The 17,306-nt window shown below is 65.2% G+C and carries 16 protein-coding genes; 10 read left to right on the top strand and 6 right to left on the bottom strand.

All coding sequences use genetic code 11. The features are described 5' to 3' along the window. Positions 1 to 422 precede the first annotated feature (422 nt). Positions 423 to 1,172, top strand: a complete 750-nt coding sequence (locus FNJ47_RS23760; protein ID WP_163157460.1) for a class I SAM-dependent methyltransferase — start codon at positions 423 to 425, stop codon at positions 1,170 to 1,172. Positions 1,173 to 1,178: 6 nt separating this feature from the next. On the opposite strand, the gene FNJ47_RS23755 is transcribed toward FNJ47_RS23760, so the two are convergent. Continuing rightward, a complete protein-coding gene (locus tag FNJ47_RS23755; protein ID WP_163157458.1) occupies positions 1,179 to 1,667 on the bottom strand; it encodes an SRPBCC family protein in 489 nt (162 codons plus the stop codon). A gap of 7 nt (positions 1,668 to 1,674) precedes the next feature. After that, positions 1,675 to 2,631 carry a LysR family transcriptional regulator gene (locus FNJ47_RS23750; RefSeq protein WP_163157456.1) on the bottom strand — a complete coding sequence of 319 codons (957 nt, stop codon included), beginning with the start codon at positions 2,629 to 2,631 and terminating at the stop codon, positions 1,675 to 1,677. Positions 2,632 to 2,732: 101 nt separating this feature from the next. On the opposite strand from FNJ47_RS23750, the gene FNJ47_RS23745 reads away from it, so the two are divergent. Together FNJ47_RS23745 and FNJ47_RS23740 are read left to right on the top strand one after the other, a co-directional pair. Beyond that, a complete protein-coding gene (locus tag FNJ47_RS23745; protein WP_163157454.1) occupies positions 2,733 to 3,914 on the top strand; it encodes an MFS transporter in 1,182 nt (393 codons plus the stop codon). A gap of 23 nt (positions 3,915 to 3,937) precedes the next feature. Next, positions 3,938 to 4,972, top strand: coding sequence for an aldo/keto reductase (locus tag FNJ47_RS23740; RefSeq protein WP_163157452.1), 1,035 nt, complete (start codon positions 3,938 to 3,940; stop codon positions 4,970 to 4,972). 20 nt (positions 4,973 to 4,992) lie between these two features. On the opposite strand, the gene FNJ47_RS23735 is transcribed toward FNJ47_RS23740, so the two are convergent. Further along, a complete protein-coding gene (locus FNJ47_RS23735; protein WP_163157450.1) occupies positions 4,993 to 5,895 on the bottom strand; it encodes a helix-turn-helix domain-containing protein in 903 nt (300 codons plus the stop codon). 295 nt (positions 5,896 to 6,190) lie between these two features. On the opposite strand from FNJ47_RS23735, the gene FNJ47_RS23730 reads away from it, so the two are divergent. From FNJ47_RS23730 to FNJ47_RS23720, 3 genes are all read left to right on the top strand, one after another. After that, positions 6,191 to 7,831 carry a flavin-containing monooxygenase gene (locus FNJ47_RS23730; RefSeq protein ID WP_163157448.1) on the top strand — a complete coding sequence of 547 codons (1,641 nt, stop codon included), beginning with the start codon at positions 6,191 to 6,193 and terminating at the stop codon, positions 7,829 to 7,831. 38 nt (positions 7,832 to 7,869) lie between these two features. Continuing rightward, positions 7,870 to 9,063: a methyl acetate hydrolase AcmB gene (gene acmB, locus FNJ47_RS23725; RefSeq protein WP_163157447.1), complete on the top strand. Its 1,194-nt coding sequence runs from the start codon at positions 7,870 to 7,872 to the stop codon at positions 9,061 to 9,063. Between the two features lie 174 nt (positions 9,064 to 9,237). Continuing rightward, positions 9,238 to 10,389: a PLP-dependent cysteine synthase family protein gene (locus tag FNJ47_RS23720; RefSeq protein ID WP_163157445.1), complete on the top strand. Its 1,152-nt coding sequence runs from the start codon at positions 9,238 to 9,240 to the stop codon at positions 10,387 to 10,389. A gap of 67 nt (positions 10,390 to 10,456) precedes the next feature. Here FNJ47_RS23720 and FNJ47_RS23715 read toward each other — a convergent pair whose 3' ends face one another. Next, entirely contained in the window at positions 10,457 to 11,824 is a 1,368-nt protein-coding gene (locus FNJ47_RS23715; RefSeq protein ID WP_163157466.1) for a sensor histidine kinase, read from the bottom strand. A gap of 5 nt (positions 11,825 to 11,829) precedes the next feature. After that, the gene (locus FNJ47_RS23710) at positions 11,830 to 12,504 is read right to left on the bottom strand and encodes a response regulator transcription factor (RefSeq protein WP_163157442.1); all 675 of its coding nucleotides are present in this window, start codon (positions 12,502 to 12,504) and stop codon (positions 11,830 to 11,832) included. Positions 12,505 to 12,768: 264 nt separating this feature from the next. Here FNJ47_RS23710 and FNJ47_RS23705 point away from each other — a divergent pair, with 264 nt between their 5' ends. The 4 genes from FNJ47_RS23705 to FNJ47_RS23690 all read left to right on the top strand — a co-directional run bounded on the left by FNJ47_RS23705 (position 12,769) and on the right by FNJ47_RS23690 (position 16,149). Next, the gene (locus FNJ47_RS23705; RefSeq protein ID WP_163157440.1) at positions 12,769 to 13,347 is read left to right on the top strand and encodes a class I SAM-dependent methyltransferase; all 579 of its coding nucleotides are present in this window, start codon (positions 12,769 to 12,771) and stop codon (positions 13,345 to 13,347) included. An 11-nt stretch (positions 13,348 to 13,358) separates the two neighbouring features. Then, a complete protein-coding gene (locus FNJ47_RS23700) occupies positions 13,359 to 14,018 on the top strand; it encodes a DedA family protein (protein WP_175068410.1) in 660 nt (219 codons plus the stop codon). Between the two features lie 233 nt (positions 14,019 to 14,251). Beyond that, on the top strand, positions 14,252 to 15,118 hold the full coding sequence (locus FNJ47_RS23695) for a UDP-2,3-diacylglucosamine diphosphatase (protein WP_163157464.1): 867 nt from the start codon (positions 14,252 to 14,254) through the stop codon (positions 15,116 to 15,118). Next, positions 15,118 to 16,149, top strand: coding sequence for a glycosyltransferase family 4 protein (locus FNJ47_RS23690; protein ID WP_163157436.1), 1,032 nt, complete (start codon positions 15,118 to 15,120; stop codon positions 16,147 to 16,149). Before FNJ47_RS23695 ends, FNJ47_RS23690 begins: the two co-directional genes overlap by 1 nt. 23 nt (positions 16,150 to 16,172) lie before the next feature. On the opposite strand, the gene FNJ47_RS23685 is transcribed toward FNJ47_RS23690, so the two are convergent. Next, entirely contained in the window at positions 16,173 to 17,303 is a 1,131-nt protein-coding gene (locus tag FNJ47_RS23685; protein ID WP_163157434.1) for a threonine synthase, read from the bottom strand. Positions 17,304 to 17,306 lie beyond the last annotated feature (3 nt).

Genomic DNA, 17,306 nt, shown 5'->3' with positions numbered 1-17,306 from the left:
GACGTTGATACAACACAAGCGTGTAAAGTTGCGATATTGGTTCCTGCCGAAGCAAGGTCATTCAAGGTACGCGCACTTTGTTCAACAAGGAGCAATGCGGCGCTGACGCAAAGGTGACGCGTCCTCAGCGCATCAGACCGCGTCCGCTTTCAAGAACTGTGGTTCAATCAACAGTAACTTGCAACCGGGAACTGCGACGTTGATACAACACAAGCGTGTAAAGTTGCGATATTGGTTCCTGCCGAAGCAAGGTCATTCAAGGTACGCGCACTTTGTTCAACAAGGAGCAATGCGGCGCTGACGCAAAGGTGACGCGTCCTCATCGCATTTTGAATCGACGCGCTCTTCCAGTTCTGCGCAGGCGCTGCTCTATAGCGCTCCACAGAACTCACCGCAGAAGCCGGCTGGCAGGAGAAGCAACCATGACACTCAATCCGACGGCCCGGAATTATAGCCTCGCTGTCACCGCCTACGAGGCGGGCCGACCCAGCTACCCCGCGGAGATCGTCGCCGCGCTGCCGCTGCAAGCCGCGCGCTGCGTTGTCGATCTCGGGGCGGGAACAGGCAAGTTCACCCGCCTGCTGCTTCAGCATCTCCCCACCACCGCGCGCCTGGGCGCGGGCGAGCCGGTTGCGGAGATGTCGGCCAAGCTGGCCAAGGCAGCGAGGGTGGAGGTCATCAACACGCGAGCCGATGCGATCGATCTCGAAACCGGCAGCGTCGATCTCATCACCTGCGCGCAGGCGTTCCACTGGTTCGACAACGAGGCGTCGGTCGCCGAGATCGTGCGCCTCCTGCGGCCCGGCGGGACGCTGGCGCTGGTCTGGAACAACCGGGATGATCGTGCGCCATGGGTCGACGCATTGTCGGTCATGATCGAAGGCTACGCCGGAGATACGCCCCGGCAACGCTCGGGGCACTGGCGCTGGATCCTGAAGGACCCCCGCTTCGCGATCGAGAAGGAAATCGTGCAGGACCATCCGCACCGGATGCCGCGCCAGGGCGTCTATGAACGTGTTGTGTCGACGAGCTATGTCGCCAATCTTCCCGATGCGGAGAAGGCGGTCCTTCGCCAGAAGACCGATGACATCCTGCGCGAGGCCGGTCTCGGCGACGCCGACGAGGTGGTGTTTCCCTATGTCACGCAGCTGTTCTTGCTGAAGCGGACCTAGACCAAGCTATTGCGCGATGCGTCCTTGCTCGACGACCTGCTTGAGCCGCGGCAGCCTCATGCGCCAGTAGAACGCGACATGCTTTGCGCCGGAGTCCGCGCCGATCTCCCATCCGTTGCCGCGGCGGATCGGTGACGGCGGCACCTGCTGGGTGACCGTCAGCACCGTCTCGCCGCCGTCGGCCGCGAGCGTCAGCGTGATCGTCGCATAGGATTGCGGAACGTCCGGCAGGCCAGAGACCTGCGACCAATAGGAGTATGCAAGCCGCACTGGCGGCTCGACATGGAGGACGCGGCCCTTGTCGCGATAGCGCTTCGCGCCGATCTCCGCCTCGATCTCGATCGCTGCGCCGATCTGCCAGTCGGTCGTGAAATGCGCGTTGCGCCACGTCTCGCCCGCCTTGGGATCCAAGATCGCGTTCCACACTTGCGTCGGCTGTGCAGCGATGCGGATCGATTCGGTGATGGCCTGGGATGCCGAGGTTTCGTTCGTCATCGCATAATCACTTGTCGCCCACGATCTTCCATTTCCCATCCGCGCCACGCCGCAGCGCCGGATCGCCGATGCGGATGTGTTGTGCCAGGAAATCGATGAAGGCGCGCACCCGGGCCGGCAGCGGACCGGCATGGCCGACATAGACCGCGTGGATGTCCTCGCGGTCGCCGGGATTGAGGTTTTGCAGCACCGGCACCAGACGGCCGGCCTCGATGTCGGGGCCGATGTGGAACAGCGCCAGCCGAGCGACGCCGATGCCGCCCAGCGTGAGCTGGCGCGCGGTCTCGCCGTCGCTGGCACGGGCGACTGGCGGCGGCAACGCCTCCTCGATCTTTTCGGCGCGGCGAAACGGCCAGCCGCGGATGCTGCGCGGAAAAGTCCAGCCGATGCCGCGATGGGCGGCGAGGCCGGCCGGCGTCTTCGGCGTGCCGAAGCGCGCGAGGTAGGACGGCGCGGCGACCACCGCCATGCGGCTGGTGCCGAGCTTGCGCGCGATCAGCCGCGAGGCGCCGAGCGGGCCGGCGCGGATCGCGACGTCGGCGCGCGCCTGCATCAGATCGACCAGCGTGTCGGTCAGCACGATGTCGAGCGTGATGTCAGGATGCTCGCGCATGAAGCGCGGCAGCAGCGGCATCACATGCAGCATGCCGAACGGGATGTTGCTGTTCACGGTGAGGTGGCCGCGCGGCACGCAGGAGGCGGCCTCGCGTTCGGCCTCATCGATATCGGCGAGGATGCGCTGGGCGCGCTGATAGAAGGCCTGGCCTTCCTCGGTAAGCTGGAGCTTGCGGGTGGTGCGGTTGACCAGCCGGGTGCCGAGCCGGGTCTCCAGCCGAGAGACCAGCTTGCTGACGCCGGATGGCGTCTGGCGCAGGCTGTTGGCGGCAGCCGTGAAGCCGCCGAGATCGACGACGCGGACGAACACGTCCATCTCGCCGGAGCGGTTGGTATCTGTGCGGGACATCTTGAATTCAAGTCACAAATGATTGGATTGCGGCCATTCTAATCCTTCCTCGCCCGGACCGCTATCTCGCATTGCGGAAGCCTCACCCTCCGGAGCGACATATGCCTCTCGCAGTCCTTGCCTTGACCGCCGGTGCCTTTGGCATCGGCACCACCGAATTCCTCATCATGGGGCTGTTGCTGCAGGTCGCCGCCGACATGCATGTGTCGGTTTCCGCGGCGGGGCTTTTGATCTCGGGCTATGCGCTCGGCGTGTTCGTCGGCGCGCCGATCCTGACGCTCGGGACACGGCGGATGCCGCGCAAGGCGGTGCTGCTGGCGCTGATGGCCATTTTCACACTCGGCAACGCCGCCTGCGCGCTGGCACCGAACTACGAACTGCTGATGGCGGCGCGCATCCTCACCTCGCTGGCGCACGGGACCTTCTTCGGCGTCGGTTCGGTGGTGGCGACCAGCCTCGTCCCGGAAGACAAGAAGGCATCGGCGATCGCCACGATGTTCATCGGCCTCACGGTCGCGACCCTGCTTGGCGTTCCCTTCGGCGCCTGGTTCGGCCTGATGCTCGGCTGGCGCGCGGCATTCTGGGCGGTGGCTGCGATCGGTGTGGCCGCCTTCATCGTGCTGGCGGTGCTGGTCCCCGGTCATGTCGGCGCCAACGACAAGCCCGCGCCGCTGCGCGAGGAACTCGCTGTGCTCGGCCGCCCGCAGGTCCTGCTCGGGCTTGCCATGACGGTGTTCGGCTTCGGCGGGCTGTTTGCGGTCTTCACCTATGTGCAGCCGATCCTGACGCGGCTGACCGGATTCTCCGACGCCGCGGTGTCGCCGATCCTGCTGATGTTCGGTGCTGGCCTTGCGATCGGCAATGTTGCCGGCGGACGGCTCGCCGACAAGGGACTCGCGCGGGCATTGCTGGTGTCGCTCGGCGGCCTTGCCGTCGTCCTCGTGGCGCTGGCAGCCGTCGTCTCGATCAAGGCGTTGGCGGTGGCTCTGCTGTTCGTGCTCGGCATCGCGTCGTTTGCAACCGTCGCCCCGCTGCAGCTTCGTGTGCTCGAAGCCGCCGGCGTGGAAGGGCGGACGCTGGCCTCCAGCCTGAACATCGCGGCCTTCAACCTCGGCAACGCGCTTGGCGCCTGGGCCGGCGGCGTCACCATCGATCGCGGCCTTGGCCTCGGCACGCTGCCGTTGGTCGCCGCCGCAATCACCGCGGTCGGGCTGTTGCTCGCGCTGTGGAGCCTGCGCCTCGACCGGCCGGTCGCGCTCGCCACGCAATGCCCGGCCGAGTGAACGACATCAAAAGGAGTTTCGTCATGGAATATCGCAATCTCGGTGCGTCCGGCCTGAAGGTCCCGGTGCTCAGCTTCGGCACCGGCACGTTCGGCGGCCAGGGACCGTTGTTCTCGGCCTGGGGACGCAGCGACGCCGGCGAGGCGCGGCGGTTGATCGACATCTGCCTCGAGGCCGGCGTCAATCTGTTCGACACGGCCGATGTCTATTCGAACGGCGCGTCCGAAGAGATCCTCGGTGCCGCGATCAAGGGTCGCCGCGACAAGGTCTTGATCTCGACCAAGACCGGTCTGCCGATGGGCGACGGCCCGCTCGACGCCGGCACGTCGCGATACCGCCTCGTCGCCGCGGTTGATGCCGCGCTGCGCCGGCTAGGCACGGACTATATCGACCTGCTGCAGCTCCATGCCTTCGATGCCTTCACACCGGTCGACGAGGTGCTGTCGTCACTCGATACGCTGGTGCGCGCCGGCAAGCTGCGCTACGTCGGCGCCTCGAATTTCTCCGGCTGGCACCTGATGAAATCGCTTGCCGTTGCCGAGCGGCATGGCTGGCCGCGCTACGTGGCGCACCAGGTCTATTATTCGCTGGTCGGCCGCGACTATGAATCCGAGCTGATGCCGCTCGCGCTCGATCAGGGCGTCGGCGCGCTGGTCTGGAGCCCGCTCGGCTGGGGCCGGCTCACCGGCAAGATCAGGCGCGGCCAGCCGCTGCCGAAGCACAGCCGCTTGCATGAGACGGCGCAGTTCGGGCCGGCGGTCGACGACGAGAAGCTCTACGCGATCGTCGATGCGCTGGACACGGTGGCTACAGAGACCGGCCGCACTGTACCCCAGATCGCGATCGCTTGGCTGCTGACGCGCCCGAGCGTCTCATCCGTGATCATCGGCGCGCGCGATGAGGCGCAGCTTCGCGACAATCTCGGCGCTGTCGGCTGGTCGCTCTCGCCGGACCAGATCGCGCGTTTCGACCAAGCAAGCGCGGTGATGCCGGCCTATCCGTACTACCCTTACCGAATCCAGGAAGGCTTTGCGCGGCTGAATCCGCCGCCGGTGTGAGGCGGCCGCGGGCTATCGTCTCACGCCTGCGCGGAACGTTCACAGACCTGCCGGCGATATTCCGCCGGCGTGACGTTCAGGTGCTGCCGGAATACGCGATTGAGATGGCTCTGGTCGGCGAAGCCGGCCAGCAATGCGATCTCCTTCAGTGCCACGCGATCCCTGCGCAGGTGCCGGCATGCGTGCTCGACCTTGCGGCGCAGGACATAGGCATGCGGGCGCATGCCGTAGTGGACGCGGAACTTGCGGGCGAACTGTACCGGCGTGCAATTGCAGATGTTCGCGAGCTCCTCGAGCGTGATGTTGCGGGAGATGTTCTGCTCGACATAGTCCTCGATCAGCCGCGCATGTACCGGCCTGAATCGCCCCTGCGCGCAAGGCATCTTGAACTCGATCGCGGCGTATTTGCGCAGGATGTGGACGCTCGCCTGCAGTGCCAGCGCGTCGTAGCAGAGGCGTCCGCCGGGGCCGCCCGCGGCGACCTCCTGGATCATCTGATCGTTGATCCAGCTCAGCATCGGGTCCTCGACCTTGAGCAGGTCGTGAAGTTCGACCGCCTCGGCGTCGCGGTCAAAGGCATCGCTCGCGGTCTTCGTCATCAGCGTCGGCGAGATGTAGAAATGGCTGACCTCGATGTCGTTCTTCCAGTGCCAGCTTGACGGCTCTGCGCGCGTCAACAGCGACGTGACGCCGCGTCCGACGTGATCCTGCTTCCAGGTGCCGCTGACACGGCGGTTCATCGATGTCGCGCCGTCGCGATAGAGCACGAGGAGAAAGTTCTCCGAAGGCGGGACCCAGATGTCTGACGGCGCATAGCGGAAGATCCGCAGCCGGAAATCGTTGCGGCCGACCGGCGAACTATCCAGCTTCAGCTCGCCGGGAGCGTAGCGCGGCAATTCCTCGACCGTGATCAACTGGCTCATCGCGCGAGCCTCCTCCCTGGAAACCATAGGCGGTTGACCGCTTCTTCTTTGGCTGGACGGCAGAATAAGCCGCTTTCGCCGTTTGCCAAGGAGACCAATGGCCGACCTCTCGATTGCGCTGCCGCGTTCCAGAGATTGTCGGTTTCATTCAAGTCCCGACCGCCGCAGGCGCCATAGCCTCCTGCGTATCCCGGCAATCCAGTCCATGCCGCCGGGACCCAAATTGGCGCAACGCACCGTCATCCGGCTTCCGGATGGGAAAGGGCGTGCGTGAGACCAGACACAGGAGGAAACCATGACTGCGACCGCAACCAGGGCCAATGGAAGCAATGGCGCGCACGCGACATCCAAATTCGACGCCGTGGTGATCGGCGCCGGCGTCGCCGGCCTCTATCAATTGTTCCGCCTGCGCGAGCGGGGCCTGAACGTCAGGGCTATTGACGCTGGCTCAAGCGTCGGCGGCACCTGGTACTGGAACCGGTATCCCGGCGCCCGCTTCGATTCCGAAGGCCACACCTATCAGTACCTGTTCTCCGAGGAACTTTACAAAGGCTGGAGCTGGAGCGAGCGGTTTCCGGGGCAGCCGGAAATCGAGCGTTGGCTGAATTATGTGGCCGACCGCCTCGACCTCAAGAAGGACATCCAGTTCGAAACCACAGTCAGAAGCGCGCATTTCGATGAAGCGACGCAGCGCTGGCAGGTGACGACGGACAAGGGCGATGTGATCGACACACAGTTCCTGGTCACCTGTTGCGGCATGCTCTCGGCCCCGCACGTGTCCTTTCCGGGACAGGAGACGTTCAAGGGCAAACTGTTCCATACCGCGCGCTGGCCGAAAGGACCGATCGAGCTCGCCGGCAAGCGCGTCGGCGTGGTCGGCAATGGCGCGACCGGGATTCAGGTGATCCAGTCGATCGCCGGCGAGGTCGGCCATCTCAAGGTGTTCATCCGCACTCCGCAATACATCATCCCGATGAAGAACCCGAAATGGGATGCATCGGATGCGGAGGCCTACAAGTCGAAGTTCAAGTTCCTCACCGAACGGCTGCCGAAGACCTTCACCGGTTTCGAGTTCGACTTCGAGCACGCCTGGGCCGATCTGTCGCCGCAGCAGCGCCGCCGGGTGGTCGAGGACTGCTGGAACGACGGATCCCTCAAACTATGGGTCTCGTCCTTTGCCGAACTGTTCTTCGACGAAGCCGTCAACGCCGAGATCACTGAATTCGTCCGCGAGAAGATGCGCGAGCGGATCAGGGATCCCAAACTGTGCGAGCAGCTGATCCCATCCGATTACGGCTTCGGCACGCACCGGGTGCCGCTCGAGAGCAATTTCCTCGAAGCCTTCCATCGGCCCAATGTCGAGATCGTCAGCGTCAAGAACAATCCGATCGCCCGCATCACACCGGAGGGCATCCAGACTACCGACGGCACGGTGCACGAGTTCGACGTCATCATCCTGGCGACCGGGTTCGACGCCGGCACCGGCGCATTGACGCGGATCGATATCCGCGGCCGCGACGGCCGCTCGCTGAAGGAGGACTGGGGCCGGGATATCCGCACCACCATGGGGCTACAGGTTCACGGCTATCCGAACCTGTTCACCACGGCGGTGCCGCTCGCGCCTTCGGCTGCGCTTTGCAACATGACCACCTGCCTGCAGCAGCAGGTCGAGTGGATCGACGACTGCATCAAGTACATGCGCGGCAACGACCTGAGCGTCATCGAGCCATCCAGGGATATCGAGGATCAGTGGGTGGCGCACCACGATGAGACCGCCAATGCAACGCTGATCGCGAAGACCAACTCCTGGTATCTCGGATCGAATGTCGAGGGCAAACCGCGGCGCGTGCTGTCCTATTGCGGTGGTGTCGGCACCTATCGCCAGAAATGCGACGAGGTTTCCGCGAGCGGCTATCGCGGCTTCGCGATGCAGTAGGGCTACGCAGGTCAACAACAAAACACAGGAGGAAGACAATGAGCGCGAATTTCAGCGCGACGGCAGATGCGATTCTCGATGGCGTCGTGACCTCAAACCCGCGCGTCCCCGGTGTCGTCGCGATGGTGACCGACCGGCATCGCAACTTCTATGAAGGCGCCGCCGGCAAGCGCCGTCTCGACCAGCCCGCCGACATGACGACCGACAGCGTGTTCGCCATCTTCTCGACCACCAAGGCGATCACGGGCACCGCCGTCCTGCAACTCGTCGAGGAAGGCAAGCTCGATCTCGACGCACCCGCCAAGATCTACGCGCCCGACATCGGCAAGCTCCAGGTGATCGAAGGCTTCGACGACAAGGGCGAGCCGCGACTGCGAGCGCCGAAACGCGACATCACGACCCGGATGCTGATGGTCCATAGCGCGGGTCTGAGCTACGACTTCATCAACCACACCTACAATCGGCTCGCGCAGGAGAAGGGCCAGCCAAGCGTCATCACGGCGTCCAAGGCGTCGCTGATGACACCGCTGCTGTTCGATCCCGGCGAGCGCTGGGAGTACGGCACCAACATGGATTGGAGCGGCCAGATCGTCGAGGCGATCACCGGCAGGCGGCTTGGAGAGGTCTTCAAGACGCGCATCTTCGAACCGCTCGGGATCATGGACACGACGTTCGAGCTCACCGATGCGATGCGTCGCAAGCTCGCCGGCATTCACGCCCGCAACGCCGACGGCTCGCTCACGCCGATGGATTTCGAGCTGCCGGCCAATCCGGAAGTCCACATGGGCGGCCACGGGCTGTACGGCACGATCGGCGACTACATGCGCTTCATCCGGATGTGGCTCAATGACGGCGCCGGCGAGCATGGACGCGTCCTCAAGGCCGAGACCGTGCGGATGGCCGAGAAGAACCACCTCGGCAGCAACAAGGTCACCGCGATCACCGGCGTGATCACCTCGCTCGCCAACGATGCCGAATTCTTCCCCGGTCAGTCGAAGTCCTGGGCGCTGAGCTTCATGATCAACGACGAGCAGGCTCCGACCGGCCGTCCCGCCGGCGCGCTCGGCTGGGCCGGTCTTGCCAATTTGTTCTACTGGATCGATCGGCAGAACGGATTCGGCGGATTCTGGGCGACGCAGATCCTGCCGTTCGGCGATCCGACGTCGTTCATCGGCTACATGAATTTGGAGACGGCGTTCTACGAATCCCTGACACTGCGCAAGGCGGGTTAAGCCCACCGCGTCATGGCCGGGCTTGTCCCGGCCATTCATGTCTTGCTTGCGTGATCGGAGCAAAGACGTGGATGCCCGGCACAGGGCTGGGCATGACGGCGCCACGCGCCGCGATACTTCCGGCGTGCTGCTGGACGCGAAGTATGATTACATGGCGCGATGTCGAACGAGCACATGTCCTCGCCCCAACACCCGCCAGCCGGGCCGAGCTATCGGCGCGGCTGGGTCGATGAGGCCGTGTCCGCGATCGAGGCAGATCAATGCCGGACCGCGGATACTCACTTGATGCGGCTGGTCGTGCCGGCGCTATCCGGCATCGACATTTACCTGAAGGACGAATCGACGCATCCGACCGGCAGCCTCAAGCATCGCCTTGCAAGGTCCTTGTTCCTTTACGCGCTGTGTAATGGCCATATCCGCGAAAGCACTGCCGTGGTGGAAGCATCGTCCGGGTCTACGGCGGTCTCGGAGGCTTATTTTGCGCAGATGATCGCCGTGCCGTTCTACGCGGTGATGCCGCGAACGACATCGGCCGAGAAAATCGCCGCGATCGAGCATTACGGTGGTAACTGCCACCTGATCGACGATGGTCGTGCGCTCTACACCGAGGCGGCCGCGCTCGCCGCGCGTCTCGGCGGTCACTACATGGATCAGTTCACGTTCGCGGAGCGCGCGACGGACTGGCGCGGCAACAACAATATCGCCGAGTCGATCTTCACCCAGCTCAAGGGCGAGCAGCGTCCGTTGCCCGAATGGATCGTGATGAGCGCGGGCACCGGCGGCACATCCGCAACCATCGGGCGCTATCTGCGCTATCGCCAGTTTCCAACCAGGCTCTGTGTCGCCGACGTCGAGCACTCCGCTTTCTTTGATTGCTTCCGCGCCCAGGACCGCTCCCTGGTCTGCGAACATCCCTCGCTGATCGAAGGCGTTGGCCGGCCGCGCTGCGAGCCGTCGTTCGTGCCGGGCGTGGTCGACCGCATGATGAAGATTCCAGATTCCGCATCGATCGCCGCGATGAACGTGCTGTCGCGCCTGCTGCGCCGATCGGTCGGCGGCTCGACCGGCACTAACTTCCTGGCGCTTTGCCGTCTTGCGTCGGAGATGCGCCGTGCGGGTAAGAGCGGTGCGCTGGTGACGTTGATCTGCGATTCCGGCGAGCGGTACCGCCAGACCTATTATGAACCCGCGTGGCTGGAGTCCCGCGGGCTCGACCCGGCTCCTTATGAAACGGAGCTGAATGCATTCCTCGGTGGTGCGCATCCACTCGGCTTCACGGTCGAGGATGTCAAAAATCCGCGCGACCACTCGAATGATACCGCATGAACATAGGTCAACTCCCCAGCCTGATCGCTGCGTCAAAGCCGGTCAACGCGCGGCGATATCCGGTCGATCAGCAGGACGGATCAATTTTCGGGAATACCATGCGCATGCAGGCGCCGCCGGACGGCGCCTGATCGACCTCGATCCGGCCGCCGTGCAGGCGCATGATGGTCTGCACCAGGTCGAGACCGAGGCCGGCGCCGCGGCCGCCCGGATGCAGCCGGCGGAATGGCTCGAGGATCTGCTCGCGCTCGTCGGGTGGAACGCCGTCGCCGTCGTCGCAGACCTCGATCCGGCCTGTCGTCGTCACCCGAACCAGGATGGTGCCGCGCCGCTGCCCGTGATCGATGGCGTTCTGCACCAGATTGGTGAGCGCGCGTTCGAGCGCGGTCTGGTCGCCCGTCACCACGATCGTCTCGTCCTGCTGCTCAAAGGACATCTCATATCCCGCCGCGAAAGCCAGCGGCGCGAGGTCGAGCACGACCTGCCGCGCGACGCCGACCAGATTGACGGGACCGAACGTATCGGCGCGTTGATCGAGCCGTTGCAGGTCCAATAGCTGACCGGCCATGACGTTCAGGCGGGTGGCGTCCTCGAGCAGATGGGTCTTCTCCGGTCCCGCCTGCAATGACGCGACCCGTGTCGAGAGAATCGCGATCGGCGTGCGGAGCTCGTGCGCGGCATCGGCGAGAAAGCGGCGATGGCGCTCGTAACCCCTGTCGAGTCGGTCGAGCGCGGCATTGATGGCCTTGACCAGTGGGGTGATCTCGATCGGGACCTTGTCGAGCGGCAATTGCACGCCGCGCTGGTCGATGTCGATGCGCTCGGCCTGCTCGGCGACCTGGGCGAGGCCTGTCATGGCCCGGCGCACCACGAAGGGGGTCGCAACCAGCGTCGCCAGCGTCATCAGCACGATGATCGGCAGGATCATGTTGAGGAACAGCAGGGGTGTGCTCTCGAGCGCGCGCCACATCGAGAGCTGGCCGTATGTGCCGGTCAGGATCTGGATACGTCCTGCCGACGTATCGACCCATTTGACGAGAGCCGCGGGGCGCGCAGCTTCCGCGGCGTTCCATTTGAGTCGCGCCTCGCTCACATGATCGAGGATTGAGGCGATCGGCAGAAATTGCGTGGGCACCGCGCCCTCGGACAGCTGGTGCCCCTCGCTGTCGCGGATGATGAACCAGAGGTCGGCGTGCTCGGCGCGCAGTGCGGCCAGTTCCGGCGATTGGCGCAACGTCAGGCCGCCCGCTTCATCGCGTATGATGGCGTCGCGTAGCGTGTCGAGCGTGCTGCCTTCGTACTCGCCGATCAGCAGCCCCACCCGCAGCAGGCCGATCGCGGCGGCCCCGATCAGCAGAATCAGCAGGGTCAACGTGACCGCCTGCAGGCCCGCAAGGCGCCCGACCAGGCGCCAGGTGAGAGATCGCGGTCGCAGCACGCTCACGGTGTCTCCCGCAGTACATAGCCGAGGCCACGAACGCCGTTGATCGTGACGCCGGCGTCGGCCTCGGCGAGCCGGCGGCGCAGACGCGACACATGGGTATCCAGCGCATTGGGCTGCACGTCGTCGTCGAGGCCGTAGACCGCCTCCATCAGCGCGGAGCGTTGCACCATGCGTCCCATCCGATGCAGCAGCGTCTCGAGCACCAGCCGCTCGCGACGCGGCATCTCCAGGGGACGTCCGCCGACGCTGGCCTCGCGATGGGCGAAGTCGAACGACAGGCGGCCGATCCGCGCGGCGTGTTGCTGGACATTCGCCGGCCGGCGCAGCAGCGCCCGCAACCGCGCCAGCAGTTCCTCGAACGCAAACGGCTTGCCGAGATAATCGTCGGCGCCGCTGTCGAGGCCCGAGATCCGGTCCGCGAGCTCGCCGCGGGCCGTCAGCACCAGCACCGGCACGGCGTTGCCGCTCGCGCGCAATTTCGGAATCAGCGTCAGCCCGTCGCCGTCGGGCAATTGCCGGTCGAGCACGATCGCGTCGTAGTTTCCCGCCGCGGCAATCGCCTCGGCTTCCAGAAGGTCCGGCGCATGATCGACCAGCATATCGTGCCGTGCGAGCGCCGCACGTAGCGCCGCGACCATGTCCGGCTGGTCCTCCACCAACAGCACCCGCATTGATTGTCTCGATCCCTGCATCGGTTCGTCATTCGATCCGCCGGGTTTATGTCGCATTCATTGCGGCAACCTTGCGGCCTGTCAGCTCAAATGCGTCGCCGGCCAAAATTTCGTCCGCGCGCAGATTCGCGACAGGCTGACGCAAGCTTCGCATGAGACAGACACGTGCTAGGGGCACCTGCAATGCGAAAGACACGTGAATGACCTTGCCAACTAACTTCCGCCGCGACGCCGGCAACGCGCTCATCATGCGGGAGCCCCAGCATGCCGGCCGCTGATATCCTGCCGTTCTTCCGCGCCTGGGTGCGCAATCCGCTGCGTGTTGCCGCAGTCGCGCCATCCGGGCCGGCCGTCGCGTCCCTCATGACGCAGGAGATCACGGCAGATACCGGTCCGGTGATCGAGCTCGGTCCCGGAACGGGCGTCTTTACCGATGCCTTGCTTCGCCGCAGCGTGAGGCAGCGCGATCTGACGCTGGTGGAGTGCGGCTCCGAGTTCATCCCCCTGCTGCAGGGGCGCTTCCCGGGTGCGCGGGTGTTCTGGATGGACGCGGCTTGGCTGAAGAGGGAGAGGCTGTTCGAAGGGGCGCCGGTCGGTGCGGTCGTGAGCGGCCTCGGGCTTCTCATCATGCCACCCGAGAAGGTCACGACGATCCTCGATGGCGCCTTCGGCTATCTCCGCGCCGACGGGGCGTTCTACCAGATCACCTATGGTCCGCGCTGTCCTGTCGCAGACGTGATCCTCGATCGCCTCGATCTGCAGGCGACCTGCATCGGGCAGACATTTCGCAACCTGCCTCCGGCGTCCGTCTATCGGATCAGCCGCCGCCACCCCCACGCTTGATCGAGGTCGCCATGGACACGTCGAGCACGATCGCAATGTTTCTGCATTTCGGCCTGGTGGGAGTTGGCTGCCTCGCCGTCGCCGAGAAGTTCATTCCGCTGTTGCCGTCCTACGTGCTGCTGATGCTGCTCGGGCTGACGGTCTCCGACGGCACCACGCTCGCGATGACCATCCTGGCGACCAGCGCGGGATCGGTCGTCGGCGCGATCGGCTGGTACGGGCTCGGCCGCGCGCTCGGCTCGCGGCGCATCGAAGGGTTGGTGACGCGCTTTGGCAAGTTCGTCTTGCTGCGGCCTTCGCTCTATCGACAGCTCACCGATGCCTATCGCGGCAATCATTTCTGGGTGACACTGATCGGTCAGACCCTGCCCACCGTGCGGATCTATCTGGCGCTGCCCGCCGGCGTGCTGCGGCTGGAGCCCCGCGCCTTCGTGACGGCGACGGCGATCGGCACCCTGATCTGGAATATGCCGTTCCTCAGTCTGGGCTATGCGCTGCGCGGCAGCGGCCACGATCCCGTCAGCCTCGGCTTCTGGGTGGTCGTCGTCCTGATCGCGGTGGAGATCGCGCTCTTCCTCGGATTTCGGTTCTACAAGCGCTCGCTCGCGCCGCCGCGTCTCGCGGAGCCGCGCGCGCTTCCCTCACGCTTTCCGGTTGAGGAGGGCGCATGAAAATCCCTCTGTCACGTCTGTGGCCCAGTTCGGACGCCCTCGAACGGGCAGCCGCGGCATTGCTGGTCCTAGCCGCAAGCTATCAGTTCGGTGTCGCCGCTTCGACCGGACGATATCGTGCGGCCGAGTTCGCGCTGCTGGTCCTTGCCGGAGGCATCTATTGGCATCGTTCGATCTTCCGGCGATGCGCCAGCCGCGATGTCACGAAGGTCCTCGCGGGATTGGCCGAGGCCATGGCGCTGGCGTTTCGGCGGGACGCTCAAGACCCGGTGTGTGGCGATCGCACGAGCGTGGCGCGGATCTCGGCGCGGCTACCCGTCAAGATCAGGAGCCTCTTCATCTCCGATGTCCATCTCGGAACCAGGGGATGTCAGGCGGAGCGGTTGATCGACTTCCTTCGCCACTATGATGCCGAAACCCTGTTCCTGGTCGGCGACATCGTCGACGGCTGGCGCCTGCGGTCGAGCTGGTATTGGCCCACAGCGCACAACGCGGTGGCGCGGGAGCTGATCGCTTTCGCGCAAAGGGGCCGCCGCCTGGTCTACATTCCCGGCAATCACGACGAATGCCTGCGTGACTACGCCGGTGCTGCGTTCGGCGCCGTCGAAATCGTCGACCGGGCGATCCATCGCGGCCTCGACGGCCGCGACTATCTCGTCGTTCACGGGGACCATTTCGATGTCGTGGTACGGCACGCGCGCTGGCTCGCTCTGCTCGGCGATTTCGGCTACCGGGCCGCGCTGGCCTCTAATGTCTGGCTCAACTGGATCCGGCGCCGGTTCGGGTTCGGTTATTGGTCGTTCTCGTCCTGGGCCAAGTTGCGGGTCAAGAATGCGGTCAACCACATCGGCCGGTTCGAGGAGGTCCTGTCATCCGAGGCGCGGCGCCGCAACGTTCAGGGCGTGATCTGCGGTCACATCCACCACGCGGCGATGCACGACGATTTCGGTGTCCGCTACATCAATACCGGGGATTGGGTGGAGTCCTGCACCGGCGTGATCGAGCGCTACGACGGGCATTTCGAAATCGTCCGATGGACCGATGCGCAGGTGGAGTTGGACGCGGCGAGCTTCGTGCCGCTCGCGGAGGCCGTCGCCTGATGCGTGTGCTGGTGGCAACCGACGCCTGGCGTCCGCAGATCAACGGCGTGGTCCGCTCGCTCGAATACCTCGCCAGCGAGGCGCCGTCGCTCGGCGCGGAGATCACATTCCTGACGCCGGCCGATTTCCGCACCATACCGTTGCCCGGCTATCCGGAGATCCGGCTGGCGCTGCCGTCGGTCGGACGGATCGAGCGCGCGATCGCGGCGGCGCGCCCGGACTCGGTCCACATCGCGACCGAAGGCCCGATCGGCTGGATCAGCCGACATGTCTGCCAGACGCGGGGTTATCCGTTCACGACCAGCTATCACACGCGCTTTCCCGAATATCTCGCCGCGCGGCTGCCGGTCCCGCTGCGGTGGAGTTATGCGGCGCTGCGCCGCTTCCACAATGGCGGCGACGGCATCATGGTCGGCTCGCCGTCGCTCGAGCGGGCGCTGAAAGCCCACGGCTTCCGCAAGTTGATGCCATGGTCGCGCGGCGTCGATGCCGAGCTGTTTTGCCCCCGCGTGGAGCGGCCGCTGGCTTTCCCCGCGCCGGTGTTTCTCTATGTCGGCCGCGTCGCGGTCGAGAAGAACCTCGACGCCTTTCTCGGTCTCGACCTGCCGGGCTCGAAAGTCGTGGTCGGGGATGGGCCGCTGCGTAGCAGCCTGCAAGCCCGATTTCCGCAAACGCACTTCCTCGGTACGCGAACCGGCCGGGCGCTGGCCGATGTCTATGCGTCCGCCGACGTCATGGTGTTTCCAAGCCTGACCGATACGTTCGGGATGGTGATCCTCGAAGCGCTGGCCAGCGGCCTGCCGGTCGCGGCCTATCCGGTGATGGGACCGCTCGACGTCATCGGCAGGTCCGGCTGTGGTTGTCTCGATCACGATCTGCGCCGCGCAGCGCTCGGCGCACTGCATGTGCCGCGCGAGAAATGCCGCGCCCACGCCCTGACCTTTACCTGGCGGGAAAGCGTGCGGCAGTTCCTCGACAATATCGGACGGGCGCACGCCACGCCGGCGCGCACAGCCGTCGCGGGAGGATGACGCCGCGCTCGATTGCAGATCGGCTAGCTGCCCAGCAGCTCCGTGATCAGCCCCGCGGCCTTGATCCCGGTGCCGCTGATGATGACGACGGTGCGTTCCGCCGACCGGATCGCGCCGCGCTGCTTCAGGACGTCGAGTGCGGCCGCTGCCGTGGCTGAGGTCGGCTCGGCGAACAGGCCGGTCAAGGCCAGCCGCTTCAAGGCGGCGACGATGCCGTCTTCGGGTATAGCGACGGTGCCGCCGCCACTCTCCTTCAGCGCCGCGATCATCTGCTTCAGCCGCAGCGGATGCTTGATCGCGGTGCCCTCGGCGATGGTCTTGTGGACCGCGCGATCGACCGGCGTGTCGACGCCGGCGGCAAAGCTGGCATCGACCGGCGAGCAGTTGAGCGGCTGCGCCCCGAACAGGCGCGGCAGCTTCTTGATCTGTCCGGCCGCCAGCAACTCCTTGAAGCCGATATAGCAGCCGAGCAGGCTGCTGCCGGCGCCGACCGGCATGATGACATTGTCCGGCGCGGTAAAGCCAAAATCCTCCCAGATCTCGTAGGCCAGCGACTTGGTGCCTTGCAGGAAGAACGGTTGCCAGTTGTGGCTGGAGTAGAAGATCTGCTTCGACTGGCGGATCGCTTCCGCCTCGGATTCCTCGCGCGGACCTTCGACCAGCTGCACCTCGGCGCCGAAGGCGTGCATCTGCGCCACCTTCATCGGCGATGTCGTCGCCGGCGCGAGGATCCTGACCCGCATGCCACCCGCTGCGCCATAGGCCGAGACCGACGCGCCGCCATTGCCGGAAGAGTCCTCCAGCACCGCATCGACGCCGAGCTGGCGCAGGAACGACAGCATCACCGTGGTGCCGCGATCCTTGAAGCTTGCCGTCGGATTGAACCATTCGAGCTTGAAATGCGGCCGCAGATCGTCCCACGCCTTCTCTACGGCAGGCGTGCAGCCCTCGCCCATCGTGATCGGCTGCTTGATCTCGACCGGCAGCGCCGCCCGATAGCGCCACAGCGACCGCGTGCCGCGATCGATCTCGTCGCGGGAGATGCCGGGCAGCGGTGTGACGAGCAGCGGCTTGCCTTCATCCGAGCACCAGCGCGGGACATCCAGCGGGTAGAGCTTGCCGTTGAGCGGGTCGATGTAGCTGGATGATGGCATCTT

Origin of the sequence: Bradyrhizobium uaiense (genome assembly GCF_010811875.1) — a bacterium.
GTDB classification, from domain to species: Bacteria; Pseudomonadota; Alphaproteobacteria; order Rhizobiales; family Xanthobacteraceae; genus Bradyrhizobium; species Bradyrhizobium uaiense.
Note: the sequence above shows the minus strand (reverse complement) of the source record. Positions and strands in the feature narration are given on the sequence as shown.

Coding starts and splice junctions, on each gene's coding strand:
- FNJ47_RS23760 (WP_163157460.1), top strand. CDS start 423: ATGACACTCAATCCGACGGCCCGGAATTATAGCCTCGCTGTCACCGCC.
- FNJ47_RS23755 (WP_163157458.1), bottom strand. CDS start 1,667: ATGACGAACGAAACCTCGGCATCCCAGGCCATCACCGAATCGATCCGC.
- FNJ47_RS23750 (WP_163157456.1), bottom strand. CDS start 2,631: ATGTCCCGCACAGATACCAACCGCTCCGGCGAGATGGACGTGTTCGTC.
- FNJ47_RS23745 (WP_163157454.1), top strand. CDS start 2,733: ATGCCTCTCGCAGTCCTTGCCTTGACCGCCGGTGCCTTTGGCATCGGC.
- FNJ47_RS23740 (WP_163157452.1), top strand. CDS start 3,938: ATGGAATATCGCAATCTCGGTGCGTCCGGCCTGAAGGTCCCGGTGCTC.
- FNJ47_RS23735 (WP_163157450.1), bottom strand. CDS start 5,895: ATGAGCCAGTTGATCACGGTCGAGGAATTGCCGCGCTACGCTCCCGGC.
- FNJ47_RS23730 (WP_163157448.1), top strand. CDS start 6,191: ATGACTGCGACCGCAACCAGGGCCAATGGAAGCAATGGCGCGCACGCG.
- acmB (WP_163157447.1), top strand. CDS start 7,870: ATGAGCGCGAATTTCAGCGCGACGGCAGATGCGATTCTCGATGGCGTC.
- FNJ47_RS23720 (WP_163157445.1), top strand. CDS start 9,238: ATGTCCTCGCCCCAACACCCGCCAGCCGGGCCGAGCTATCGGCGCGGC.
- FNJ47_RS23710 (WP_163157442.1), bottom strand. CDS start 12,504: ATGCGGGTGCTGTTGGTGGAGGACCAGCCGGACATGGTCGCGGCGCTA.
- FNJ47_RS23705 (WP_163157440.1), top strand. CDS start 12,769: ATGCCGGCCGCTGATATCCTGCCGTTCTTCCGCGCCTGGGTGCGCAAT.
- FNJ47_RS23700 (WP_175068410.1), top strand. CDS start 13,359: ATGGACACGTCGAGCACGATCGCAATGTTTCTGCATTTCGGCCTGGTG.
- FNJ47_RS23695 (WP_163157464.1), top strand. CDS start 14,252: ATGGCGCTGGCGTTTCGGCGGGACGCTCAAGACCCGGTGTGTGGCGAT.
- FNJ47_RS23690 (WP_163157436.1), top strand. CDS start 15,118: ATGCGTGTGCTGGTGGCAACCGACGCCTGGCGTCCGCAGATCAACGGC.
- FNJ47_RS23685 (WP_163157434.1), bottom strand. CDS start 17,303: ATGCCATCATCCAGCTACATCGACCCGCTCAACGGCAAGCTCTACCCG.